Annotated in this window: 19 protein-coding genes; 12 read left to right on the top strand and 7 right to left on the bottom strand. The window is 75.8% G+C overall.

From position 1 onward, the window contains the following. The first annotated feature begins 155 nt into the window (after window positions 1-155). Entirely contained in the window at window positions 156-1,421 is a 1,266-nt protein-coding gene (locus tag ACFW6A_RS29450) for a PspC domain-containing protein (RefSeq protein WP_351856596.1), read from the top strand. Then, the gene (locus ACFW6A_RS29445; RefSeq protein ID WP_351856594.1) at window positions 1,418-2,149 is read left to right on the top strand and encodes a response regulator transcription factor; all 732 of its coding nucleotides are present in this window, start codon (window positions 1,418-1,420) and stop codon (window positions 2,147-2,149) included. Before ACFW6A_RS29450 ends, ACFW6A_RS29445 begins: the two co-directional genes overlap by 4 nt. A 102-nt stretch (window positions 2,150-2,251) precedes the next feature. Here the strand turns inward: ACFW6A_RS29445 and ACFW6A_RS29440 are convergent, their stop codons facing one another. Next, window positions 2,252-3,406 carry an NlpC/P60 family protein gene (locus ACFW6A_RS29440; RefSeq protein WP_351856592.1) on the bottom strand — a complete coding sequence of 385 codons (1,155 nt, stop codon included), beginning with the start codon at window positions 3,404-3,406 and terminating at the stop codon, window positions 2,252-2,254. 345 nt (window positions 3,407-3,751) lie between these two features. On the opposite strand from ACFW6A_RS29440, the gene ACFW6A_RS29435 reads away from it, so the two are divergent. Both ACFW6A_RS29435 and pcrA read left to right on the top strand, forming a co-directional pair. Further along, complete coding sequence (locus ACFW6A_RS29435; RefSeq protein ID WP_386644234.1) at window positions 3,752-4,105, top strand: hypothetical protein; 354 nt, start codon at window positions 3,752-3,754, stop codon at window positions 4,103-4,105. Between the two features lie 124 nt (window positions 4,106-4,229). Beyond that, the gene (pcrA, locus tag ACFW6A_RS29430; protein ID WP_351856588.1) at window positions 4,230-6,698 is read left to right on the top strand and encodes a DNA helicase PcrA; all 2,469 of its coding nucleotides are present in this window, start codon (window positions 4,230-4,232) and stop codon (window positions 6,696-6,698) included. Window positions 6,699-6,759: 61 nt separating this feature from the next. Here pcrA and ACFW6A_RS29425 read toward each other — a convergent pair whose 3' ends face one another. Next, window positions 6,760-8,346, bottom strand: coding sequence for a M23 family metallopeptidase (locus tag ACFW6A_RS29425; RefSeq protein WP_351857209.1), 1,587 nt, complete (start codon window positions 8,344-8,346; stop codon window positions 6,760-6,762). Between the two features lie 242 nt (window positions 8,347-8,588). Further along, window positions 8,589-9,410, bottom strand: a complete 822-nt coding sequence (locus ACFW6A_RS29420) for an esterase/lipase family protein (RefSeq protein WP_386644231.1) — start codon at window positions 9,408-9,410, stop codon at window positions 8,589-8,591. Between the two features lie 326 nt (window positions 9,411-9,736). On the opposite strand from ACFW6A_RS29420, the gene ACFW6A_RS29415 reads away from it, so the two are divergent. Then, complete coding sequence (locus ACFW6A_RS29415; RefSeq protein ID WP_030494332.1) at window positions 9,737-10,147, top strand: cobalamin B12-binding domain-containing protein; 411 nt, start codon at window positions 9,737-9,739, stop codon at window positions 10,145-10,147. Window positions 10,148-10,340: 193 nt separating this feature from the next. Here ACFW6A_RS29415 and ACFW6A_RS29410 read toward each other — a convergent pair whose 3' ends face one another. After that, window positions 10,341-11,966, bottom strand: coding sequence for a DUF5691 domain-containing protein (locus tag ACFW6A_RS29410; RefSeq protein ID WP_386644228.1), 1,626 nt, complete (start codon window positions 11,964-11,966; stop codon window positions 10,341-10,343). Between the two features lie 60 nt (window positions 11,967-12,026). Further along, a complete protein-coding gene (locus ACFW6A_RS29405; protein ID WP_351857024.1) occupies window positions 12,027-13,337 on the bottom strand; it encodes an SWIM zinc finger family protein in 1,311 nt (436 codons plus the stop codon). Between the two features lie 169 nt (window positions 13,338-13,506). On the opposite strand from ACFW6A_RS29405, the gene ACFW6A_RS29400 reads away from it, so the two are divergent. The 6 genes from ACFW6A_RS29400 (at window position 13,507) to sucD (ending at window position 21,252) form a co-directional block, all read left to right on the top strand. Next, window positions 13,507-13,920 carry an MmpS family transport accessory protein gene (locus ACFW6A_RS29400; RefSeq protein WP_351857022.1) on the top strand — a complete coding sequence of 138 codons (414 nt, stop codon included), beginning with the start codon at window positions 13,507-13,509 and terminating at the stop codon, window positions 13,918-13,920. A gap of 106 nt (window positions 13,921-14,026) precedes the next feature. After that, window positions 14,027-15,184: an AAA family ATPase gene (locus tag ACFW6A_RS29395; RefSeq protein ID WP_351857020.1), complete on the top strand. Its 1,158-nt coding sequence runs from the start codon at window positions 14,027-14,029 to the stop codon at window positions 15,182-15,184. Next, entirely contained in the window at window positions 15,181-17,541 is a 2,361-nt protein-coding gene (locus tag ACFW6A_RS29390; RefSeq protein ID WP_386644223.1) for a DUF5682 family protein, read from the top strand. The genes ACFW6A_RS29395 and ACFW6A_RS29390 overlap by 4 nt, the downstream gene beginning before the upstream one ends. Beyond that, window positions 17,538-18,707: a VWA domain-containing protein gene (locus tag ACFW6A_RS29385; protein WP_351857015.1), complete on the top strand. Its 1,170-nt coding sequence runs from the start codon at window positions 17,538-17,540 to the stop codon at window positions 18,705-18,707. The genes ACFW6A_RS29390 and ACFW6A_RS29385 overlap by 4 nt, the downstream gene beginning before the upstream one ends. A gap of 460 nt (window positions 18,708-19,167) precedes the next feature. Then, window positions 19,168-20,346: an ADP-forming succinate--CoA ligase subunit beta gene (sucC, locus tag ACFW6A_RS29380; protein ID WP_030750058.1), complete on the top strand. Its 1,179-nt coding sequence runs from the start codon at window positions 19,168-19,170 to the stop codon at window positions 20,344-20,346. Between the two features lie 21 nt (window positions 20,347-20,367). After that, complete coding sequence (sucD, locus tag ACFW6A_RS29375; protein ID WP_030750055.1) at window positions 20,368-21,252, top strand: succinate--CoA ligase subunit alpha; 885 nt, start codon at window positions 20,368-20,370, stop codon at window positions 21,250-21,252. Between the two features lie 84 nt (window positions 21,253-21,336). Here the strand turns inward: sucD and ACFW6A_RS29370 are convergent, their stop codons facing one another. Further along, window positions 21,337-22,608 carry a helix-turn-helix domain-containing protein gene (locus ACFW6A_RS29370; RefSeq protein ID WP_386644219.1) on the bottom strand — a complete coding sequence of 424 codons (1,272 nt, stop codon included), beginning with the start codon at window positions 22,606-22,608 and terminating at the stop codon, window positions 21,337-21,339. A 119-nt stretch (window positions 22,609-22,727) separates the two neighbouring features. On the opposite strand from ACFW6A_RS29370, the gene ACFW6A_RS29365 reads away from it, so the two are divergent. Continuing rightward, window positions 22,728-24,242 carry a DUF6350 family protein gene (locus ACFW6A_RS29365; protein WP_386644216.1) on the top strand — a complete coding sequence of 505 codons (1,515 nt, stop codon included), beginning with the start codon at window positions 22,728-22,730 and terminating at the stop codon, window positions 24,240-24,242. Window positions 24,243-24,339: 97 nt separating this feature from the next. On the opposite strand, the gene ACFW6A_RS29360 is transcribed toward ACFW6A_RS29365, so the two are convergent. Further along, window positions 24,340-25,071, bottom strand: coding sequence for a hypothetical protein (locus tag ACFW6A_RS29360; protein ID WP_386644213.1), 732 nt, complete (start codon window positions 25,069-25,071; stop codon window positions 24,340-24,342). Window positions 25,072-25,132: the final 61 nt, after the last annotated feature.

Raw genomic sequence — 25,132 nt, 5'->3', positions numbered from 1 at the left:
GTCCATGGTGACCGCCCGTGCCCCCCGGACGGCACCGGGAACGACCCTGGCACGACCCTGATATTCGGGAGCACCGCGACCCCGAGGCGATCCCGGGGTCGATCTCAGGGCCGACCCTGATGCCCCGGGAAGGCCGGACGTGTGACGATCGGTGCATGTCCGCAACCGCTCGTGTCACCGACATCGACGAACCGCCCGTGCGCAGGCTCTACCGGAGCGCCGACGGCCGGTGGCTCGGCGGTGTCGCGCGCGGTCTCGCCGGACACCTCGGGCTGCCCGTCGCCTGGGTGCGCGCCGTCTTCGCGGTGCTCGTCCTCACCGAGGGCCTCGGGCTGCTGCTCTACGCGGTCTTCTGGATCGTCGTCCCGCTCGGCGTCGGCGGCCGGGCCGAGCCCCGCCCCGTCTTCGAGACCACCGAGGACGGCCGGCGCCGGCTCCGCAAGCCCGATCGCGGCCAGATCCTCGCCCTCATCGCCCTCGCGATCGGCGCCGCGATCTTCATCGCGAACCTGCGGATCGACGGCGAGACGGGCCGGTACGTGTGGCCGACCCTGCTCATCGGCGTCGGCGTCGTCCTGGTGTGGCGGCAGGCCGACAACGCCCGCGCCGAGACCTGGAAGGGCCGGACGGTCAAGCACGGGCGCGGCTTCCACCTCGTGCGGGGGCTCCTCGGCGTGGCCCTGGTCGGCACCGGCCTCGCCGTCTTCGTGGTGGTGCGGGGCTCCATCGCCCAGATCGGCACCGCGCTGACCGCGGCCGTCGCCGTCCTCACCGGCATAGCACTGCTCGCCGGCCCCTGGCTGATACGCATGTCGCAGGACCTCACCGCCGAGCGGACCCTGCGCATCCGCGCCCAGGAGCGGGCCGAGGTCGCCGCCCACGTCCACGACTCCGTGCTCCACACCCTCACCCTGATCCAGCGCAACGCCGACGACGCCGGTGAGGTCCGCCGCCTCGCCCGCGCCCAGGAGCGGGAGCTGCGGAACTGGCTCTACAAGCCGGAGGGCACCGGCAGGGACGAGGAGCCGGAGACCCTCGCCGAGGCGGTGAAGAGGTCCGCCGCCGAGGTCGAGGACAAGCACGGTGTGCCGCTGGAGGTGGTCGTCGTCGGCGACTGCCCGCTCGACGAGAAGCTGACCGCGCAGATGCAGGCCGCGCGGGAGGCCATGGTCAACGCCGCGAAGTACGGTGGCGAGGGCGGGGCGGTGCAGGTGTACGCCGAGGTGGAAGGACGCACGGTGTTCGTCTCGGTCCGCGACCGCGGTCCCGGATTCGACCTCGACGAGGTCCCCGAGGACAGAATGGGCGTACGAGAATCGATCATCGGCCGGATGCAGCGCAACGGCGGTACGGCCCGCCTGCGGGCGGTGCCGGGCGGGGGCACGGAAGTCGAGCTGGAGATGGAGAGGGCGGACGCATGAGCGACGAGACCGGGGCGACGACCGGAGCCGACGGGGAGACCGGGCCGGGCGCGGCGGGCGGCGCCGGGCGCCGGGTGCGGGTCGTCCTCGTCGACGACCACCGCATGTTCCGCACCGGGGTGCAGGCGGAGATCGGGCGGACCGACGTCACCGGGGTCGAGGTCGTCGGCGAGGCCGCCGACGTCGACCAGGCCGTCACCGTGATCACCGCCACCAGGCCGGAGGTCGTCCTCCTCGACGTCCACCTGCCCGGCGGCGGCGGGGTCGAGGTGCTGCGCCGCTGCGCCGGGCTGATGGCCGCCGCCGAGGACCCGGTCCGCTTCCTCGCGCTCTCCGTCTCGGACGCGGCGGAGGACGTGATCGGCGTGATCCGGGGCGGTGCCCGGGGCTACGTCACCAAGACGATCACCGGCACCGACCTGGTGGACTCGATCTTCCGGGTCCAGGAGGGCGACGCCGTCTTCTCCCCGCGCCTCGCCGGCTTCGTCCTGGACGCCTTCGCCTCCACCGACGCGCCCCCGGTGGACGAGGACCTGGACCGGCTGACCCAGCGCGAGCGGGAGGTGCTCCGGCTGATCGCCCGCGGCTACGCGTACAAGGAGGTCGCCAAGCAGCTCTACATCTCGGTGAAGACCGTCGAGTCGCACGTCTCCGCGGTGCTCCGCAAGCTCCAGCTCTCCAACCGCCACGAGCTGACGCGCTGGGCGACCGCCCGCCGCCTGGTCTGAGCCCGCAGCCGACCGGTCCCGCAGTCGGCCCACCCCGCAGCCGACCGGTCCCGCAGCCGGCTGGCCCCGGAGCGGGCCGGCCCCGGAGCCGGCCGGGCGCCCTCAGGCGACCCGGGTCGCGCCCGCGAAGGGCATCTCGTCGATCGGCGCGATCCGGACGGGGGCGCCAGGCCGGGGCGCGTGGATCATCTGGCCGCCGCCGATGTAGAGGCCCACGTGGCTGATGCCCGAGTAGAAGAAGACCAGGTCGCCCGGGGCCAGTTCGGAGCGGGAGACCCGGCGCCCGGCGTTGATCTGGGTGTACGTGGTGCGCGGCAGGGACACCCCGGCGGCGCGCCAGGCGGCCTGGGTGAGACCGGAGCAGTCGTAGGCGGAGGGGCCGGTGGCGCCCCAGACGTACGGCTTGCCGAGCTGGGCGCGGGCGAAGGAGACGGCGGCCGAGGCCCGGCCGGTGGGGGCGGTCACCGGGCCCCGGTCGCCGGAGGAGCGGTCCGCCCGGGCCGTGGTGCCGCCCGAGGTGGTGCCGCCCGGCGTGGTGCCGCCCGCGACGGTTCCACCGGTGCCGGTGCCGGTGCGGGCCGTGGTGCCGGGCGCGGGTGTCGTGCGGGCGGCGAGGGCCGCCTCGTAGCGGGCCCGCTCCTCGGCGGTGAGCCGGGCCAGGAGCTCGCGGGCGGCGGCGAGCTTGCCGAGGACGGTGGCCTTCTGGCGCCGCAGCTCGGCCTCGTGGCCGCGCAGGGCGGCGAGCCGGCCGGCGGACTCGGCGCGCAGCTGGGCGAGGCCCGCGAGCTCCCGGCGCACGGCGGTGATGGCGGTGGCCTGCCGGTCGCCGGCCTTCTCGGCGAGGGCGGCCCGCTCCAGGTACTCGTCCGGGTTCGAGGTGAGGGCCAGCCGGACGGCCGGGTCGAGTCCGCCGGAGCGGTACTGGGCCGCGGCGAAGGCGCCGAGGCTCCGGCGGGCGGTGTTCAGCCGCTCGGTGCGGCGGGCGGCCTCGTCGCGCAGCCTGTCGTAGGAGGCGCGGGCGGCGTCGGCCCGTTCCTTCGCGCCGTTGTACCGCTCGGTGGCCTCCTCGGCCTCCTGGTAGAGCCGGTCGACCTCGGGCCTGACCTGGGCTGCGGTGCGGCCGGGCGCGGCCGGGTCGGCGTGTCCCGAGCCCTCGAAGAGGGTGGCGCCGGCCGCGGAGACCAGGGCGAGCGTGGCGGCCGTGCGGGCCGCGGGACGGCCGGGCGACGACGGCCGGGGTTTTCGGTGAGCTGCCACGAGGGCGGGTCACATCCTCTCCCTGTGGGGGACGGTGCCGGCCGGGGCCGGCGGCGGACCGCACAGGGGAGACGGGCCGCCGCCGGGGTTCTCCGGCGGGGGCGGCCGGCACCGCCGGGTGGACCGGCGGGGTGGGGAGCCGGCCACCTGGGGCAGGACGCTAGACCCGGGGGTCACGCCCCGGCGGCGGTTTGACCGCTATTGACGCCGGATGACCCTCCGGGACCGTTCCCTTTCGCCCCCCGGGGCGGTCGGCGCAGGATTCCATGGGGCGGACGACCGAAGCGGGGGAGTGGGCGGACCCGGCCGGGGAGCGGTGCTAAGGGCCCGGTTAGGCTCCGCCCCATGGACGTCCTCATCAATGTCTTCGTCGCCCTGCACATCATCGGCATCGCCTCCCTCCTGGGTGGTTTCCTCACCCAGATGAAGGCGATCGGGGCCGGCACGGCCCGCTTCACCCCCGCCATGCTGCACGGCGCGCTGACCATGCTGGTCACCGGCGTCGCGCTCGCCGGCCTCAACCAGGCCGACGACCAGACGGTCAACAACCTCAAGATCGGCATCAAGCTGCTGATCCTCGTGGTGATCCTGGGCATCGTCTACGTCAAGCGCGACGAGGAGACCGCCGACAAGGGCCTCTTCGGCGCCGTCGGCGGCCTGACCACGGCGAACATCTTCATCGCGACCCTCTGGACGTGAGGCGCGGCCCCGGGCCGCGGACCGGGGCGCGGCTCGGGGCGCGGCCCGGGGTGGGAGCCGTCACGCCGGCGACCTGACGAAGGCGGGACCGGATGTCGGCGCGGCGTCCTAGACTCGTGAGGCGATGAGCAGCCTCTTTGACGACAGTTTCCTGGCCGGCCTCCAGTCCCACGCCCCGGAGGAGGCCCCGCCCCCGCCCGAGGACGACGAGCACGGCGCCCCGCCGGCGGAGGACGTCCCGCACGACCTGTTCGGGGAGCACTTCGACGCGCCCCCGCCCCGGGACCCGTACTACCGCGACGGCGCCCACCGCCCCGCCGTGGACCCGGCCGCCCTGCTGGACGGGCTGAACGAACAGCAGCGTGCCGCCGTCGTCCACACCGGCACCCCGCTGCTCATCGTGGCCGGCGCCGGCTCCGGCAAGACCCGGGTCCTCACCCACCGCATCGCCCACCTCCTGGGCACGCGGCACGTGCACCCCGGCCAGATACTGGCGATCACCTTCACCAACAAGGCCGCCGGCGAGATGAAGGAGCGCGTCGAGCAGCTGGTCGGCCCGCGGGCGAACGCGATGTGGGTGATGACCTTCCACAGCGCCTGCGTCCGCATCCTGCGCCGCGAGTCGAAGCGGCTCGGCTTCACCTCGTCCTTCTCGATCTACGACGCCGCCGACTCCAAGCGCCTGATGGCGCTGGTCTGCCGCGACCTGGACCTCGACCCGAAGAAGTTCCCGCCGAAGTCCTTCAGCGCCAAGATCTCCAACCTGAAGAACGAGCTGATCGACGAGGAGTCCTTCGCCGACCGGGCCGCCGACGGCTTCGAGAAGACGCTGGCCGAGGCGTACCGGATGTACCAGGCGCGCCTGCGCGAGGCGAACGCGCTGGACTTCGACGACATCATCATGACGACGGTCCACCTGCTCCAGGCCTTCCCGGACGTCGCCGAGCACTACCGCCGCCGCTTCCGCCACGTCCTCGTCGACGAGTACCAGGACACCAACCACGCCCAGTACACCCTGGTGCGCGAGCTGGTCGGCACCGGCTACGAGGACCTCGGCCCGGCCGAGCTGTGCGTCGTCGGCGACGCCGACCAGTCGATCTACGCCTTCCGCGGCGCCACGATCCGCAACATCCTCCAGTTCGAGGAGGACTACCCGGACGCGACGACGATCCTCCTGGAGCAGAACTACCGATCCACCCAGACGATCCTCTCCGCCGCCAACGCGGTCATCGAGCGCAACGAGTCGCGCCGCCCCAAGAACCTGTGGACCAACGCCGGCGCGGGCGCGCAGATCACCGGCTACGTGGCGGACACCGAGCACGACGAGGCGCAGTTCGTCGCCGACGAGATCGACCGGCTCACCGACGCGGGCGACGCGAAGGCCGGAGACGTCGCCGTCTTCTACCGGACCAACGCGCAGTCCCGCGTCTTCGAGGAGATCTTCATCCGCGTCGGCCTGCCCTACAAGGTCGTCGGCGGCGTGCGCTTCTACGAGCGCAAGGAGGTCCGGGACGTCCTCGCCTACCTGCGCGTCCTCGCCAACCCCGAGGACAACGTGCCGCTGCGCCGGATCCTCAACGTCCCCAAGCGCGGCATCGGCGAGCGCGCCGAGGCGATGATCGACGCCCTCTCGCTGCGCGAGAAGATCACCTTCCCGCAGGCCCTCAAGCGGGTCGACGAGGCCTACGGCATGGCCGCCCGCTCGGCCAACGCCGTGAAGCGGTTCAACACCCTCATGGACGAGCTGCGCACGATCGCGGAGTCCGGAGCGGGCCCCGCCGTCGTCCTGGAGGCCGTCCTGGAGCGCACCGGCTATCTGGCCGAACTCCAGGCCTCCACCGACCCGCAGGACGAGACCCGGATCGAGAACCTCCAGGAACTCGCCTCCGTGGCCCTGGAGTTCGAGCAGGAGCGCGGCGAGGAGGAGGGGGCGGGGACCCTCGCCGAGTTCCTGGAGAAGGTCGCGCTCGTCGCCGACTCGGACCAGATCCCGGACGAGGACGAGGAGGGCTCCGGCGTCATCACGCTGATGACCCTGCACACCGCCAAGGGCCTGGAGTTCCCGGTGGTCTTCCTCACCGGCATGGAGGACGGCGTCTTCCCGCACATGCGCGCCCTCGGCCAGACCAAGGAGCTGGAGGAGGAGCGGCGCCTGGCGTACGTGGGCATCACCCGCGCCCGCGAGCGGCTCTACCTGACGCGCTCGTCGATGCGCAGCGCCTGGGGCCAGCCCTCGTACAACCCGGCCTCGCGCTTCCTGGAGGAGATCCCGCCGGCGTACCTGGAGTGGAAGCGGACGGGGCCGGTGGCGAAGCCCGCAGGGCCGACCTCGGGGATCGCCTCCTCGCTGACGTCCTCGCTCTCCTCGACCCGGGCCCGCTCCGGCCCGTCCGGTTTCGCCACCCGCCGCGCGGGCTCGGAGAAGCCGGTGGTCTCGCTGACGGTCGGCGACCGGGTCACGCACGACCAGTTCGGTCTGGGCACGGTCGTGGCGGTGACGGGCGCGGGTTCCGACGCCCAGGCCACGATCGACTTCGGCGACGAGAAGCCGAAGCGGCTGCTGCTGCGGTACGCGCCGGTCGAGAAGCTGTAGGCGGACGTGCGGAGGGGGCCCGGTCCGTCGGACCGGGCCCCCTCCGCACGTCGGGCGGGCGTCAGCTCGTGGGGTCGAGGCCCTTGCTGCGCAGCCAGGTCAGCGGATCGATCGCGGAGCCGCCGCCGGGCCGGACCTCGAAGTGGAGGTGCGGGCCGGTGGAGTTGCCGGAGTTGCCGGAGTAGGCGATGACGTCGCCGGCCTTGACCTGCCCCCAGCGGATCTTGGTGCTGCTGAGGTGGCAGTACCAGGTCTCGGTGCCGTCGGCGGCGGTCACGATCGCCATGTTGCCGTAGGCGGGGTTCCACTGGGTGCGGACGGTGCCGTCGGTCGCGGCCATGACGGGGGTGCCGTACTGCACGGGGAAGTCGATGCCGGTGTGCACCGACATCCAGTTGACGCCGGACTGGCCGAAGCGGGCGCTGAGCTGGTGCAGCTTCACCGGAAGCATGAACTTGGGGCGCATCGCCTCCTTGCGGGCGGCCTCCTCCTCGCGCTTCTTCTTGTCGGCGGCCTGGCGGGCCTTCAGGTCGATGCGCTCCTGGGTGCGGCTGGCGCGGTCGCCGAAGTCGCGGACGTCGGCGTCCAGGGCGCTGAGCTGGGTGTCGAGCGCGGTGTTGGCCGCGATCTGCTGCACGGCGGCCGGGTCGGCGGCGGCGAGTGCGGTGGTGTCCTTCTGCTTCGGGGCCTCGCCGCCGGTGCCGGTGAGCCCGCCGACGGAGGCGGCGGCGATGCCGGCGACGCCCATGACGCAGGCGGAGGGGACCGCGACGGTCAGCAGGGCGGAGCGCTTGGCGGGTGTGCGCCGCCGGGAACGGCTGCCGCCGGAGGAGCGGCGTACGGGACGGGCGGCGGCGTCGGTGCGGACCTCGGCGACGGGGGCGCCGGGCGCGCCGTCCTCGTCGGCCGGGCCGGCGGGGTCCTCGTGGCCGTCGTGACCGTCGTGGCCCTCGTGCTCGGCGGCGTCGTACGCGGCCGGCTCGGTCTCGTAGGCCGCTTCGGGCTCGTACGTCGCTTCGGGTTCCGCGGCCGGCTCGTAGGAGAAGGCGAACTCGGCGGTCTGGCCGGCGTGTTCGGCCTGGGGGACGTACTGCTGGGGGACCAGCGGCTCGACCGCGTCGGTGGCCTGGTTCCAGGCGGTGGCGTCGTAGGCGCCGGTGTCGGTCGCGAAGGCGGGGGCGGCCCACTGGCCGGTCGCGTCGTACGCGTCGTGGCCGTACGCGCCCTGCGCGGCGTAGGCGCCGGAGTGCAGGGTCTCGTACTGGCCCGTGTGCCGGGCCTCGGTCCAGGCGGTGGCGTCCCACTGGCCGGTCGTGTCGTACGCCTCGGGCTGCCCGTACGCCGTGTCCGTCGGGTAGGCGCTCGTGGCGGTGGCGTCCGTGGCGACGGTCCACTGGCCGGTGGTGTCCCACTGGCCCGTCGTGTCGTAGCCGTCCGTGCTTCCGGCGGTGGTGCTCCAGGCGCCCGTCTCGTACGCGCCGGTCGTGTCGTACGTACCGGTGGCGGCGTACTGGCCGAGGTCCCACTGGCCGCTGTGGCCGGCCCCGCCGGGGTCGGACCAGGTCCCGAAGAGCGGGTCGGTCGCGAAACCGCCGGTGGTGTGGGCGCCGTCTCCGGCGTACCCGGCGTGGGGGTGCTGGTCGTTCACCAACGTCTCTCTCGCCTCGGCAGCAGGACCAGTCCGGGGCGGGCCCGACAGGGGTGTCCCGGGGGGAAGCAGTGGCGCGACTGTACCCGGCGGTATGCGGGACCGACAATCTTCCAGGGGGTTCGCGGGCGCAGGAAACGGGCAATCGGCCGTGTTTCGCCAGCTCGGGCACAGACCTTTGGCCTTGTGTTCGATCGGCGTTCGAAGAACGGGGTCGGGGGTGTCGCCGCGGCGCGGCGAGTTCAGGCCACCGAGGCCGCTCCCTCACCGGCCACTTCCCCGCTCGCCGCTCCCGCGTCCGTCGCCTCCCCGGCCCCGTCGGCGTCGAGGGCCGCCACGATCCGCGCAGCGACCGTCGGGTGCACCGGCAGGGCGAGGTGGCCGATGCCGCTCACCCGCACGTTGTGCACCAGGAGGTCGGGGTGGTCGAGGCGGGCCGTCTCCACCGGCACCATGATCTGGTCCAGGTCGCTCCAGAAGCTCACGAACCGGGTCCGGCAGCCCGGTGCCGGAGCGGCCAGCTCCCGCAGCACCTCCGAGTCCGGCCGCATCTGCCGCACCAGCGGGTGCGCGTCGGCGAGCGGCGCCACGGCCGTGCCCGCGTGCGGGGTGCCGAGGGTGACCAGGGTCCGCACCCGCGCGTCGCCGCCCAGCCGCTGGACGTAGTAACGGGCGATCAGTCCGCCCAGGCTGTGGCCGACCAGGTCCACCTCGGTCCGGCCCGCGCGGTCCAGGACCGCGTCGATCCGCCGGCCCAGCGCCTCGGCGGCGGTCCGCAGGTCGCAGGTGAGCGGCGAGTAGTTCAGGGAGGAGACCCGGTCACGGCCGTGCCGGGCGAGCGTGCGGCGCAGCAGGAGGAAGACGGAGCGGTTGTCGACGAAGCCGTGCAGGAGCACGACCGGGCGCCCGGCCCCGCCGGTCACGGGCACGGGGCCGCCGTCGCCGGCCGCGGGGGCGAGCCGCTCGGAGACGATCCCGGAGGGGTAGAGGGCGAGACGGCCGGTGAGGATCGCGGCTTCCAGCGTGGTGGCCCTCAGCAGGGCGGTGACCTTGGCGAGCTCCATCGTCGGCCTCCCTCCCCCGGATCCCGTCCGGGGAGACCCGGCGCAGGGGGGCCGGGCAGTACGCCGGGCCGCCGGGGCCCCACGCCGCACGGACGACGGCACGGAACTCCGGCGACCGGCGTCGCGGCTCCTTTCGCGACCGGCCCCGCGGGCGGCTGGAGGGCCCAGGAGGAGGGCCCGGAGCGGGGTAGGCCGCGGAACGAACGTGTCCCACGTGTGATTTCCCCCTCGCCGGGCACCGCGAAACGGCCCGTTGCGGGATGCTGTCGATAACGTTCGTTCACCTCCCCGGCACAGACGCGCGGGGGTCGCATGTGGAGGCAGTGATGGGTGTGACCGGTCCGATCCGCGTGGTCGTCGCCAAGCCGGGTCTCGACGGCCACGATCGTGGGGCCAAGGTCATCGCGCGGGCCCTGCGCGACGCCGGCATGGAGGTGATCTACACCGGGCTGCACCAGACGCCCGAGCAGATCGTCGACACCGCGATCCAGGAGGACGCCGACGCGATCGGCCTCTCGATCCTCTCGGGCGCGCACAACACGCTTTTCGTCAAGGTCATCGAGCTCCTCAAGGAGCGCGACGCCGAGGACATCAAGGTCTTCGGCGGCGGCATCATCCCCGACGCGGACATCCCGCCGCTGAAGGAGAAGGGCGTCGCGGAGATCTTCACCCCGGGCGCGACGACCGCGTCGATCGTCGACTGGGTCAACGCGAACGTCCGTGTGACGGCCGCCTGACGACCGCCCGGACCCGCCCGCGCCGACGGCCGGGAGCCTCCTCCGACGGGGCTCCCGGCCGTCCGCGCGCGCACCTCGGGACGGCGCGTACCTCGGGACGGCGCGTACTGAGGACGGCGTGTACCGAGGACGGCGTGTACTGAGGACGGCGTGTACCGGGCGACGGCGTGTGCGGGCCGCCCGCGGGGGCGGGTCAGGGCGTCGTCCCGGTCGGGGTGCCGTCCAGTTCGGCTCGCATCCGGGCGCGCAGGTCCAGGGTGGCTGCCAGGCGCTGGAAGGCCTCGGACCAGTAGGCGTCCGCGCCCGGCGCGATGTCCTCGGTCCCCGGGGCGGCGGCCGCCGGCGCGGCGAGCCGCCGGGCCGCCGCGGGGGAGAGGCAGCGCTCCGCGAGCCCCATCACCCCGCTGAAGCTCCACGGGTAACCGCCCGCGTCCCGGGCGGTGTCCAGCGCGTCGAGCACCGCCTCGCCCAGCGGCTCCGCCCACGGCACCGCGCACGCCCCGAGCAGCTGGAACGCCTCCGACAGGCCGTGCGCCGCGACGAAGGCCGCCACCCACCGGGCCCGCTCCGCCGGATCCAGCGTCGACAGCAGCTGCGCCCGCTCGGCCAGCGACGAAGTGCCGGGCCCCGTCGCCGGGGGCGCCGACGGCGCGCCGAGCAGCGCCCGCGACCAGCGCGCGTCCCGCTGCCGCACCGCCGCCCGGCACCAGGCCGCGTGCAGCTCCGGCTGCCAGTCGTCGGCCACCGGCAGGGCCACGATCTCCTCCGGCGAGCGCCCGCCGAACCGGGCCGGCCAGCAGGACAGCGGCGCCGCCTCCACCAGCTGCCCCAGCCACCAGGACCGCTCGCCCCGCCCGTGCGGCGGCACCGCGGCCACGCCGTCCCGCCGCATGTCCTCGTCGCACTCGTGCGGGGCCTCCACGACGACCGTCGGCACGTCCGCCGTCCGGTCCAGGCCCACGCAGGTGGCCGCCCGGGCCGCCATGCGGCCCGCGAAGGCCGAGCCGGGCAGCGCCGAGAGCAGCTCGGCGGCCGTCGCCCGGACGTTGCGGCTGCGGTCGGCGAGGGCCGCCTCCAGGAACTCCTCGTCCGCCGCCGACAGCCCGGCGCGCAGCGAGTCCAGGAACATCAGCCGGTCCTCGGCCCGCTCCGCCGGCCAGGTGGACGCGAGCAGCGCCCGCCCGGCGGCCGGGTCCTTCGCCCGCACGGCGCCGAGCAGCGCGACCCGCTCGGCGAACAGCCCCTCCTCCCACAGCTCCCGCACCCCGCGGGCGTCCCCGGGGTCCGGCAGGGCTCCGCCCGCACCGCCGCCCCGCAGGGCGAACCGCCAGTCCGGGTTGAGCCGGGCCAGCCACAGCCCGCGCGGCCCGGCCAGGGCCAGCGCCCGGGGCCGTAGATCGGTGCGGGCCCGGGCCGCGTCGAGCAGCGCGGGCAGCGAGGCGGCCGGCGCCTTGTAGCCGCGCTCCCCGGCCATCGCCAGCCACTGCGGCAGCAGTTCGACGAGGTCCGGCGCGGTGCCCCGCCGACCGCCTGCCGGGGCCGGCGCGGCCCGTCCGGCCAGGAGGCCGTCGAGCCGGCGCCGGGCCGCGGGCGGCGGGTCGGGCCGCGGATCCTCCGGCGCCGGCTCGGGCGGCACGGCGGCGGGCCCGGGCCGCAGCCCCGCGCGCCGGCGCAGCGTCCGCCGGGCGGCGGCGTCCAGCAGCTCCCCGGCGGCCGCCGCCCCCCGCGCCCCCGAAGGCGGCCGCCGGTCGGTCCCCAGCAGCGCGGAGGTCACCAGCTCCTCCCACCCCGCGTCGGACGGGGTCCCGGTCGTCGTCACGTCTGCTCCTCGGTCACGGTCTCGGCGGCTGTCGCGGGCGTCGGCGGGGCGGGGCGGCGGTCACAGCAGCGGGACCGGCTCCCCGGGGGCGTGCGGGGACCAGGCGGCCAGCGGGGTGAAGCCGCGGTGGCCGCACTCGCCGAAGACCGTGACGGGGGCGCCGCCCGACAGGGCCAGGAGGCGCCACAGGCCGGGGCGGGAGCGGTCGCCGCCGGTCAGCGGCAGGGCCTCGCGGCCGTCGGCGTCGGCGAGCTGCCAGCCGTACTCCGCCCGCGCGGGCACCACGCCGGCGAGCGTCACCGGCCAGGAGTCCAGCCACGGGTCCTCCCGCAGCGCCCGGCCGTACGCGTCCAGCGCCGCCCCCACCGGCCCGCCGGGCGGCGGCGCGGCCGGGCCGGGGACCGGGACCAGCTCGCCGGGGTCCGCGCGGAGCTGCCCCGCGCCCGCGTGCGGGGTCAGCTCGCCGTCCACCACGGCCCCGACCGGCAGCGTCAGGGCGGGCGCGCGGCCCGCCGCGCCGAAGGAGAGCAGCAGGGCCGTACGACCGCTGCCCGCGCCGTACAGCCAGATGCGACGGGTCGTCAGCCGGCCGTCCCCCGTGTCGTACCGGGCGAGGACCAGCCACCGGTCCCGCACCGGCGTGCCGGCCGCGGCGGACGGGAGCCCGACCCGGGCCCGCACCGTCGCCGCGAGCGGGGCGGGCAGCCGGTCGCCGGCCAGCCAGGCGCGGTCGAGGAGATGGGTGAGCGCGCACTCCTCCAGGAGCCGCACCGGCCAGCCCGGGCCCGAGGCCGGTATCGCGCCCAGCTCGCGGACGCGGCCCGCGAGCCCGGGGGCCTGCGCGTCGACCATGCGGGCCGCGGTCTCCTCCCAGAAGCCGGACCCCTGCTGCCCGGCGGCGGCCAGCCCGCCGCGCACCAGGTCCGCGAGCCGCCGCTCCAGCTCCTCGGCGCCCGCCCTCACCCGGGCCGCCCGGCGCTCGGCCCGCCGCCGGGCGGCCGCCGGGTCGGCCGGGGCCGCGCCCGCGCCCCCCTGCGGCCGGGCCGGGCGCGCGGCCCAGCCGGGCGGCTCCGCCGCGTCCGGCACGGCCCCGCCGTCCGAGGCCCACAGCAGCAGCAGTCCGAGCGCGTGCTTGCAGGGGGACCTGCGGCTCGGGCAGGTGCACGCGTACGCGCGCCCCCGGGTGTCCACCACCGTGCGGTACGGCGCGCGGCCACCGCCCTCGCACCGCCCCCAGACGGCCCCGTCGGCGGCGCCCGTGCCGCTCCACGGCCCGGGCGTCCCGAGCGTGCTCCCCGCTCTGCGCGACGCCTCGTCAGGAGCCAGTGCCAGCACCTGCTCGGCCGTCCAGCGCACCCCCGTGACATTCATGTACCTGACGGTATTATCCGCCACTGACAACGCAGTTGACCTGCGGATTCGCTCCCCGCGGCGGACCCGGCGGCACGACAGCTTTACCCATCCTTTACGGTGCTGTGCGGGCTCGCGCGAACCAGCGCGCGACCCTGGAACCGCACCACCGTGCAGGGGGAGTACCACCATGAACCGCACCGTCCGCACCGCCGTCTCGGCCCTCGCCGTCACCGGCCTCGCGTTCGGGCTCGGAGCCTGTTCCGAGGCGGCCGACAAGGCCGCCGACCAAGTCGACAAGGCCGTCGCCGAGAGCTACGAGGTGACCTACGAGGTCACCGGCACGGCCGTGGAGTCGATCGAGTACCACGCCGGCGACGGTACCGCGATGCAGCCGCAGGTCGAGAGCGACAAGAAGCCCGCCGTGCCGTGGACCAGGACCGTGAAGCTGCACGGCATCATGCCGCCCGCCGTCATGCCCGTCTCCACCGAGCCCGCCGACCTCACCTGCAAGGTCGTCTACCAGGGCAAGGTCATCAAGGAGGCCAAGGGGGAGCAGGCGATGTCCGGCGGCTGCGTCGCCGTCTCCCCGGTCTTCAACTGACCGCCCCCACCCTCCGATTGCGCACCTGACCTGCGGCGGAAGCCGATTGTCAGTGGCGTGGTGCACGGTGGATCGCACAGCAGGTCGAACGATCTGGAGGGGGATCATGACCGTGCCCGAAACCACCGCCCAGCCCGGCGCCGGTGCCGTGACGGACACCGGCCCGGGCCGGCCGGGGCCCGCCGCCGGGGTCCTGCGGCCCCACGCCGAGCACGCCTTCGCCCACGAGCTGGCCGCACTCGCCGCCGCCGACGACCGCCCCCGGCCCGCCCGCTGGTGCCTCTCGCCCCGGGCCGTCGCCACCTACCTCCTCGGCGGCACGCTCCCCGACGGCACCGTGATCACGCCCAAGTACGTCGGCCCCCGCCGCATCGTCGAGGTCGCCGTCACCACCCTGGCCACCGACCGGGCCCTGCTCCTCCTCGGCGTCCCCGGCACCGCCAAGACCTGGGTCTCCGAGCACCTGGCCGCCGCCGTCAGCGGCGACTCCACCCTCCTCGTGCAGGGCACCGCGGGCACCCCCGAGGAAGCCGTCCGGTACGGCTGGAACTACGCGCGCCTGCTCGCCGAGGGGCCCAGCCGCGCCGCGCTCGTGCCCAGCCCCGTCATGCGGGCCATGGACCGGGGGGCGACCGTCCGCGTCGAGGAGCTGACCCGCATCCCCGCCGACGTGCAGGACACGCTCATCACGATCCTGTCCGAGAAGACCCTGCCCGTCCCCGAACTCGGCGAGGAGGTCCAGGCCGTCCCCGGCTTCAACCTGATCGCCACCGCCAACGACCGCGACCGGGGGGTCAACGACCTCTCCAGCGCGCTCCGGCGCCGCTTCAACACCGTGGTGCTGCCGCTGCCCGCCACCCCCGAGGAGGAGGTGGACATCGTCGCCCGCCGGGTCGAGCAGCTGGGCCGCTCCCTCGAACTGCCCGCCCCGCCCGACGGAGTGGCGGAGATCCGACGGGTCGTCACCGTCTTCCGCGAACTGCGCGACGGCGTCACCGCCGACGGACGCACCAAGCTCAAGTCCCCCTCCGGGACCCTCTCGACCGCCGAGGCGATCTCCGTCGTCACCGGTGGCCTCGCGCTCGCCGCCCACTTCGGCGACGGCGTGCTCCGGCCCGCGGACGTCGCCGCCGGCCTCCTCGGCGCCGTCGTCCGCGACCCGGCCGCCGACCGGGTCGTCTGGCAGGAGTACCTGGAGACCGTGGTCAGAGAGCGCGACGGCTGGAAGGACTTCTACCGCGCCTGCCGCGAGGTGAGCGCATGACGCCCACCGCCCCGGCCCCCACCGCCCCGGCCCCCACCGCCCCGGCCCCCGCGGGCCCCCGGGGGCGGGCGCCCGGGCCCCTGCTGCTCGGGGTCCGGCACCACGGGCCCGGCTCCGCGCGCGGGGTGGCCGCCGCCCTGGACGCGGCCCGGCCCGCCGCGGTCCTGATCGAGGGCCCGGCCGAGGCCGACGCGCTCGCCGCCCTCGCCGCCGACCCGGAGACGGTCCCGCCCGTCGCCCTCCTCGCCCACGCCGTCGACGACCCCGGCCGGGCCGCCTTCTGGCCCTTCGCCGCCTTCTCGCCCGAGTGGACCGCGCTGCGCTGGGCCCTCGACCGGGGCGTGCCCGTCCGCTTCGTCGACCTGCCCGCCGCCCACACCCTCGCCGCCGACCCCACCTGGGGCGACGGCGAGGAGGAGGCCGACGGCACCCCCCGGATCGACCCCCTCGCCGAACTCGCCGCGGCCGCCGGCCACGAGGACCCCGAGCAGTGGTGGGAGGACGTCGTCGAACTCCGCGGCGACACCGGCCCCCCCGACCCCCTCGCCCCCTTCGCCGCCCTCGCCGAGGCCATGACCGCCCTGCGCGAGCGGTACGACCACGGCGGGCACCCCCGCGACCTCGTCCGCGAGGCCCACATGCGGCTGCGGCTGCGCGCCGCCCGCAAGGAGTTCGGGGACGATGTCGCCGTCGTCTGCGGCGCCTGGCACGTCCCCGCCCTCGCCCGGCGGACCACCGCCACCGCCGACCGCGCCCTCCTCAAGGGCCTGCCCAAGGTGAAGACCGAACTGACCTGGGTCCCCTGGACCCACCGCAGGCTCGCCCGCCGCTCCGGATACGGCGCGGGGATCGAGTCCCCCGGCTGGTACGGACACCTCTTCGCCGCCCCCGACCGGCCCGTCGAGCGCTGGATGACCAAGGTCGCGGGCCTCCTCCGGGAGGCCGACCACCCCGTCTCCTCCGCCCACGTCATCGAGGCCGTCCGGCTCGCCGAGGGCCTCGCCGCCCTGCGCGGCCGGCCCCGCCCCGGCCTCGCCGAGACCACCGACGCCGTCCGGGCCGTCCTGTGCGAGGGCTCCGACGTGCCCCTCGCCCTCGTCCGGGACCGGCTCGTCGTCGGCGACGCCCTCGGCGAGGTCCCGGCCGCCGCGCCCGCCGTCCCGCTCCAGCGCGACCTCGACCGCCTCCGGCGGAGCCTGCGCCTCAAGCCCGAGGCCGACGAGCGCGAGCTCGACCTCGACCTGCGCGGCGGGACCGACGCCGCCCGCAGCCGGCTCCTGCACCGGCTCCGGCTCCTCGGCGTCGACTGGGGCACGCCCGCCCCCGGCCGCACCGGCACCGGCACCTTCCGCGAGTCCTGGCGGCTGCGCTGGCAGCCCGAGCTGCACGTGCGGGTCGCCGAGGCCGGCGTCTGGGGCACCACCGTCGAAGCCGCCGCCACCGCCCGCGCCGAGGCCCTCGCCCTCGCCGCGGACTCCCTCGCGGAGATCACCGCGCTCGCCGAGCGGTGCCTGCTCGCCGGCCTCGCCGACGCCCTGCCCGCCGTCCTCGGCGCCCTCGCCGACCGGGCCGCCCTCGACACCGACGTGGCCCACCTCGCCGACGCGCTCCCCGCCCTCGCCCGCTCCCTGCGCTACGGCGACGTGCGCGGCACCGACACGGCCGCCCTCGCCGACGTCGCCACCGGCCTGGCCGCCCGCGTCTGCGTGGGCCTCCCGCCCGCCTGCGCCGGCCTCGACCAGGACGCCGCCGCGGCGATGCGCGACCGCCTGGACGCCCTCCACCCCGCGATCGGCCTCCTCCAGGACGCCGCCCCGGACCCGCCCGCCGACGACCCCGCCGCGCTCGCCTCCCGCTGGGCCGGTGTCCTGCGCCGCCTCGCCGGCGCCGAGCGGGTGCCCGGCGCGATCCGCGGCCGGGCCGCGCGGATCCTGCTCGACGAGGGACGCCTCCCCGACGACGAGGCCGCGCGGCTCATGGGCCTCGCCCTCTCTCCCGGCACCCCGCCCGCCTCCGCCGCCGCCTGGACCGACGGCTTCGTCGGCGGCACCGGCGGCGGGCTGCTCCTCGTCCACGACGAGCGTCTCCTCGCCCTCCTCGACCGCTGGCTCGCCGGCGTACCGGCCGAGGCGTTCACCGACATCCTGCCGCTGCTGAGGCGCACCTTCGGGGCGTACGAGCCCGGCGTGCGGCGCACCCTCGGCGAGCTGGCCGCCCGGGGCCCCGGGGCCCCGGGACGCCCCGCCCCCGCCCCCGTGCCCGGCTTCGCCGCCGCGCCCGACGCGGAGCGGGCCGACGGCGTCCTGCCCCTCCTCGACCTCGTCCTCGGCGCCCCCGGCGTGAAGGAGGCGGCGTGAGCACCGGCACCCCCGACGAGCGGCTGCGCCGCTGGCGGCTCGTCCTCGGCGGCGCCGCCGAGGAGAGCACCGGCCGCCCCCTGTCCGGCACCGACGCCGCCGTGGACGCCGCCCTCGCCGCCCTCTACGACGGCCTGGGCCCGTCCGGGCCCGACGGCCGGGACGGCGGCGGCGAGCGCAAGGGCGGGCTCGGCGGCTCCGCGCCCTCCGTCGCCCGCTGGCTCGGCGACGTCCGCCGCTACTTCCCCCGCTCCGTCGTCCAGGTCATGCAGCGCGACGCCATCGACCGGCTCGGCCTCGCCGCCCTCCTCCTGGAGCCCGAGACGCTGGAGGCCGTCGAGCCCGACGTGCACCTCGTCGGCACCCTCCTCTCCCTGGGCAGGGCGCTGCCCGAGACCACCCGGGAGACCGCACGCGCCGTCGTCCGCAAGGTCGTCGCCGACCTGGAGGCCCGGCTGGCGAGCCGTACGAGGGCGGCCGTCGCCGGAGCCCTCGACCGCACCGCCCGGACCGGCCGGCCCCGTCATCGGGACATCGACTGGGACCGCACCCTGCGCGCCAACCTGAAGCACTACCTGCCCGAGCACCGCACGGTCGTCCCCGAGCGGCTGGTCGGTCACGCCCGCGCCGCCCGCGCGGTGCGCAAGGAGGTCGTGCTCTGCGTCGACCAGTCCGCCTCGATGGCCGCCTCGGTCGTGTACGCCTCCGTCTTCGGCGCCGTCCTCGCCTCCCTCAGGGCCGTCGCCACCCGGCTGGTCGTCTTCGACACCTCGGTCGTCGACCTCACCGACGCGCTCGACGACCCCGTCGACGTCCTCTTCGGCACCCGGCTGGGCGGCGGCACCGACATCGACCGGGCGCTCGCCTACTGCCAGTCGCGGATCACCCGCCCCGCCGACACCGTCGTCGTCCTCGTCAGCGACCTGTACGAGGGCGGCGTCCGCGGCGAGCTGCTCAAGCGGGTGGCCGCGATGAAGGCCTCCGGGGTGACCTTCGTCGCCCTCCTCGCCCTCTCCGACGAAGGAGCCCCCGCCCACGACCGCGAGCACGCCGCCGCGCTCGCCGCCCTCGGCGTCCCCGCCTTCGCCTGCACCCCCGACCTCTTCCCCGAGGTCATGGCAGCCGCCCTGGAGCGCCGCCCGCTGCCGCTGCCCGACCCGGCCTGACCCGCGTCCGGCCCGGCCTGACCCGTGTCCGGCCCGCGTCCGGCCCGGTGCACGGCGCGGGTCGGACCGGCGTGCGGAATCCGTCGTCGCCGGGCCACCCGGACGGACGCCGCCGGGCCGACTGAGGTCCATATCACACCCGAGGCGGGGAGCCCCTCACCCCGCGCACCGGCGTGGCGTGAGGGGCGCAAACCCCGCTCCCCGCCTGCTCGGTGGGCGCCCGGCGGGGGACGGCGGACGCCCACGGACAGCCCCTTCGTCCCTACGTTCTGTGACCCGTATCACCGCTCGGTTGTGATCTGCGATTTAGGGACCCACGTCCCACGGGGATAACCTGCGAGACGGACATGCCGCGTCCACGGACACCGTGTACGCCTCCCTAGTGACAGCGCAGTCACGTTGCCCTCCGCGGCACGCCCACGCAGACAACGAACCGCGATCATCTAGAAAAGGGACGCGCGTGGACCTGTTCGAGTACCAGGCGAGGGACCTCTTCGCCAAGCACGGTGTACCGGTGCTGGCCGGTGAAGTCATCGACACGCCTGAGGCGGCGCGCGAGGCCACCGAGCGTCTTGGCGGCAAGTCGGTCGTCAAGGCCCAGGTGAAGGTCGGCGGCCGCGGCAAGGCCGGCGGCGTCAAGCTCGCCGCCACCCCGGACGAGGCCGTCGCCCGCGCGACGGACATCCTGGGCATGGACATCAAGGGCCACACGGTCCACAAGGTGATGATCGCCGAGCTGTCCCCGGAGATCGAGGCCGAGTACTACGTCTCCTACCTCCTCGACCGCACCAACCGCACCTTCCTGGCCATGGCCTCGGTGCAGGGCGGCATGGACATCGAGGAGGTCGCGGAGAAGACCCCCGAGGCCCTCGCGAAGGTCCCGGTCAACGCCAACGACGGCGTCACCCTGGAGAAGGCCCGCGAGATCGTCGCCCAGGCGAAGTTCCCGGCCGAGGTCGCCGAGGGCGTCGCCGAGGTCCTGGTCACCCTGTGGGACACCTTCGTCGCCGAGGACGCCCTCCTCGTCGAGGTCAACCCCCTGGTCAAGACCAAGGACGGCCGCATCCTGGCCCTCGACGGCAAGGTCTCGCTCGACGAGAACGCCGACTTCCGCCAGCCGGAGCACGAGGCCCTGGAGGACAAGGCCGCGGCCAACCCGCTGGAGGCCGCCGCCAAGGCCAAGGGCCTCAACTACGTCAAGCTCGACGGCGAGGTCGGCATCATCGGCAACGGCGCCGGCCTGGTCATGTCGACCCTGGACGTCGTCGCGTACGCCGGTGAGAACCACGGCGGCGTGAAGCCGGCCAACTTCCTCGACATCGGCGGCGGCGCCTCCGCCGAGGTCATGGCGAACGGCCTGGAGATCATCCTCGGCGACGCGGACGTCAAGTCCGTCTTCGTCAACGTCTTCGGCGGCATCACCGCCTGCGACGAGGTCGCCAACGGCATCGTGCAGGCCCTGGAGCTCCTCGCCTCGAAGGGCGAGGAGGTCACCAAGCCGCTCGTCGTGCGCCTCGACGGCAACAACGCGGAGCTGGGTCGCAAGATCCTGTCGGACGCCAACCACCCGCTGGTGCAGCGCGTGGACACCATGGACGGCGCGGCCGACAAGGCCGCCGAGCTCGCGGCTGCGAAGTAAGGGAAGAGGGACAGAACAGCCATGGCTATCTTCCTCAACAAGGACAGCAAGGTCATCGTCCAGGGCATGACCGGTGCCACGGGCATGAAGCACACCAAGCTCATGCTGGGTGACGGCACCAACATCGTCGGCGGCGTGAACCCGCGCAAGGCCGGCACCGTCGTCGACTTCGACGGCACCGAGGTCCCGGTCTTCGGCACCGTCGCCGAGGCGATGAAGGAGACCGGCGCCAACGTCTCGGTCCTCTTCGTCCCGCCGGCCTTCGCCAAGGCCGCCGTCGTCGAGGCGATCGACGCCGAGATCCCCCTCGCCGTCGTCATCACCGAGGGCATCGCCGTCCACGACTCCGCCGCGTTCTACGCGTACGCCGTGGAGAAGGGCAACAAGACCCGCCTCATCGGCCCGAACTGCCCCGGTCTCATCACCCCGGGCCAGTCCAACGCCGGCATCATCCCGGGCGACATCACGAAGCCGGGCCGCATCGGCCTGGTCTCGAAGTCCGGCACGCTGACGTACCAGATGATGTACGAGCTCCGTGACATCGGCTTCTCGTCCGCCGTCGGCATCGGTGGCGACCCGGTCATCGGCACCACGCACATCGACGCCCTGGCGGCCTTCGAGGCCGACCCGGAGACGGACCTGATCGTCATGATCGGCGAGATCGGCGGCGACGCCGAGGAGCGCGCGGCCGACTTCATCAAGGCCAACGTCACCAAGCCGGTCGTCGGCTACGTCGCGGGCTTCACCGCGCCCGAGGGCAAGACCATGGGCCACGCCGGCGCCATCGTCTCCGGCTCCTCCGGCACCGCCCAGGCGAAGAAGGAGGCCCTGGAGGCCGCCGGTGTGAAGGTCGGCAAGACCCCCACCGAGACCGCCAAGCTGGCGCGCGCCATCCTCGCGGGCTGACACGCACAGCAGCTCGACAGGCCGTAGACGCGTGGGCCCCGTCCCTCCGGGAGACCGGAGGGACGGGGCCCACGCGTTTGCCGGCTACCCGGCGGTCGGGACCAGCCGCTCCGGTCCCGGGTTCGGCTCGGACCGCAGCCGGTCGCGCAGCTCCAGGTCCTCCTCGCCGAGCTTCTGCGGCCCGCCGCGCACCGGCACGCCGTTCACGGTCTGGCCGGGCGCGATGTCCGGGATGTAGCGGGTCGGCGCCGTCACCGCCGTCAGGGCCGTGACGCAGACCAGCGCCGCCGTGACCCCGACCACCGTCCGGGTCAGCCGCCGGGTCCGCCGCTCGCTGCCGCCGCGGACCGCGCGGGCCCCCGGCAGCGTCGCCGTCGGCGCCTCCGCGACCAGGTCGGCGAGCCGCCGCTGGAGCGCCTCGGGATCGGCCAGCTCCGGCACCTTCCTGCCGAGCTCCGCGTGCGCGTACAGCAGCCGGTTGGCGGCGGCCGGCGTGCTCGCCTCCGTCTCGGCGGCCGTCTCGGGCAGATCGAGCCCGAGCCCGTCGTAGAGCAGGACGGTGCGGCGGTACGGCGCGGGCAGGTCGAGCAGCGCCCCGAGCAGCGCCCGCCGCCCGGCCTCGGTCGGCGGGGCGTCGGGGTGCTTGTGGGCGCGGCGCAGCCGGTGCCAGGGGGAGAGGGCGTACTCGTACGCCGCCGCCCGCACCCAGCCGACCGGGTCGGCGTCCACGGCCACCTCCGGCCAGTGCTCCCAGGCGTGGCGGAAGGCGTGCTCGACGGCCTCCCGGGAGAGCCCGCGGCGCCCGGTCAGCAGGTACGCCTGGTGGACGAGGCCGGGGGCCGCGTGCCCGTAGAGCGCGTCGAACGCCTCCTCGGGCGTCAGCCCGGACGGCTCGGGCCCGCCCGCCTCCACCGCGTCCGGCTCCGGCTCAGGCTCCGGCTCCGGGGCCGGAGCCTGCGCGGGCTCCGCGGCCGGGGCGGCCCCCGGGACCGGTTTCAGGCGCTCCTCGGGCCGGGCGGGGGCCTTCGGGGGCTTGGCGGCCCGTCGGGCGGCGGGCCGGGGCCGCACGTGGGAGGAGGGCGCCGGCGTCGGCCCGGCGGGGGTCCTCGCCGGGGCCTCCGCCGGGGCGTCCGGCACGCCGCCGAGCAGCCGGGCGTACGCCTCGCGCTTGCGGCCCCGGGGGGCCGAGCGACCGGTCTCCCAGGCCCTGACCGTGGCCTTCGTGACGCCCATCGCCTCGGCGACCTGCTCCTCGCTCAGGGAGAGCGCCTCGCGCAGCCGGCGCCGTTCCTTCGGGGCCGGCAGCGCGGCGGCGGAGGGGGGTGCGGTGTCGCCGCCCCGGCTCGTCTGGCTCATCGGTGTCGACCTCCCGCGGAGCACCTCTGGGCGGAAAAGTACATAAACGTATATTGAGCGACACAGCGGATGTTTGCCTGTTACGCCGCGAAAGCGCGTGTCGTTGGCAGCATGGCCCCGTGACCCACCTGACCGAGCACTCCCTGGTCCAGGGCGGGCGTTCCGCCGCGTTCGCCACCGCCTGCGTCCGCGGCGGCGTCGCCGCCGGGCTCGGCGCCGGCGCGCTCGCGGTCCTGGTGATCGCCGCCTGGATCAGCTCGCCGTTCCCGGACGGCGGCGCGGGCGGCGCCCTCCACCTCGCCGCCGGGCTGTGGCTGCTGGCCCACGGCGTCGAACTCGTCCGCACCGAGACCCTCGGCGGGCTGCCCGCACCGCTCGGGATCGTCCCGCTGCTGCCCGCCGTGCTGCCGGCCTGGCTGGTCTTCCGGACCGCCCGCTCCACCCTCGACCCGGCCGACGAGACCCGCCCGCGGCCCTCCCCGGCGGGCGCGCTCGGCGCGGTCTCCGGGGGATACCTGCTGGTCGCGGCCGTGATCGTGGTCTACAGCGAGAGCGGGCCGCTGCCCGCCGACCTGGTCACCGCGGGCCTGTGGCTGCCCGGCGTGGTCCTCGGCGCGGCCGGCGCCGGCGTCTGGACCGCGCTGGGCCGGCCGCTGCCCGGACGGGAGGAGGCCGCCGCCGCGCTGCGCGGGGCCGCGGCCGGTCTGGTGGCCCTGCTCGCTGGCGGAGCGGTCCTGGCCGGGACCTCACTGGTCTGGCACGCGGACGCGGCGCGGGCCTCGTACGAGGGAATCGCGGGGGACTGGTCCGGTCGGGCGGCGCTGGCGCTGCTCGTCCTCGCGCTGGTGCCGAACGCGGCCGTGTGGGCCGCCGCGTACGGACTCGGCCCCGGCGTCGCCCTCGGTACGGGCGCGCTCGCGACCCCGCTGGGCTTCTCCGGCGACCCGGCCGTCCCGCCCTTCCCGCTCCTCGCGGCGCTGCCCCCGGAGGGCCGCGGCGGCTGGCCGCAGTGGGCCGCCGCGGCCGTGCCGCTCCTCGCGGCGGTGGTCCTCGGCCGCTCGGTGGGCCGGGCGACCGGCACGGGCAGGGCCCGGGAGACGGCGCTCGCGGTGCTGGGCGCGGCCTGGGCGTCCGGGGTGGCCGTCGCCGTCCTGGCGGGCGCGGCGGGCGGCCCGCTGGGCTCGGACCGGCTGCTCGCCTTCGGCCCGGTGTGGTGGCAGGCGGGCGCGGCGGCGGTGCTGTGGGGCGTGGTCGTCGGCCTGCCGACGGCGCTGGTGGTACGGGCCTGGGGCCGCCGGACGCCCCGCCCCGAGCGCTCCGGCCGGCCCAAGCCCCCCAAGCCCCCGAAGCAGTCGAAGTGGCCGAAGCGGTCGAAGGCGGCGGAGCGGTCCAGGACGCCGGAACCGGCCCTGTCGGCCGCCGCGCCCGCCCCGGCCCCGGCCGCCCCGGACCCCCTGGGCCCCGGCTTCGACTTCTCCCTGGACGACGACGAGGACGAGGGCTACGTGCCGTACGACTACCTCCCCGCGTCCTGGGAGACGCCCCCCGCGCCCCGGGCCTCGCCCACGCCCCTCGCGCCCCGGCCCCCGGACGCGGAACCGCCCCGGCCGTCCGAGACGACCGGGGCGGAGTGAACGGCGCGAGGCGCGGGAGCGGAACGAGGGAACGAGGGGCCGACGGGGCGGGGGAAGCGCGAGGCGCGGGACGGGAAGCGGGAAGCCGGGCGCGCGGCTAGTCGCGCACCCCGAACCCGTCCCGCAGCGGCTTGGGCAGCAGGTCGTTGCAGGCCACCGCGCCCGCGTGGGTGAGCGCGTCGTCCCGGCACTCGTAGAAGTCCTTGTAGGCCAGCTGCATCGCGAAGCCGAACGCGACGATCGACAGGGCCACGGCCGACGCCACCAGGCCGCTGATCGCCGCCGTCCGCATCGAGCGGAGCGGGCTCGGGGTGCTCGCCGCGGCGGACGGCTGTCCCGAGGGCTGGGACGCCGGCTGTGATTCCGGCGACACCTCGGCCGGCGCCTTCGGCTTGGCGCGCAGCGAGCTGACCGCCCAGTACAGCGACAGCGCGCCGAGCAGCAGGGCCAGCTCCGGGATGTCGAAGATCGCGAAGAAGAAGGCCCACATGCCGCCGAGGACCGCGTACCGCGCGCGTCGCTGGGCCGGGTCGGTGGGGTCCCAGCGCAGCCCCGGCCGCTCCGGCCCCGAGCCGCCCTGACCGCCCTGGCGCTCGGGCCCGCGCTCGGGTCCGCGCCCGAAACCGTCCGAGGAACGGCCCGGCTGGCGCGGGCTCCAGCGGCCGTCGGACGCGCCCGTCCCCGGCGACGACGGCTCGGCGCCCTCGCCGTCCGGGCCGTCCGAGCCCTCCGCGCCGTCCGGCCGGCGCGGCTGCCACGGCTGGTCGGGCCTGCCCTCGGGCGGCGGGGCGAACGGGTTGCTGTCGTTCGTGGACTGGCGATCCGGCATCTGCTGGACGTCTTCCCTCTGTCGTCGTGACCGCGTCGCACCGGGCGGCGTGACCGGCGTC

Source organism: Streptomyces sp. NPDC058758 (assembly GCF_042746075.1).
Taxonomy (GTDB): Bacteria; Actinomycetota; Actinomycetes; order Streptomycetales; family Streptomycetaceae; genus Streptomyces.
This window is presented reverse-complemented; position numbering and strand designations above follow the sequence as displayed.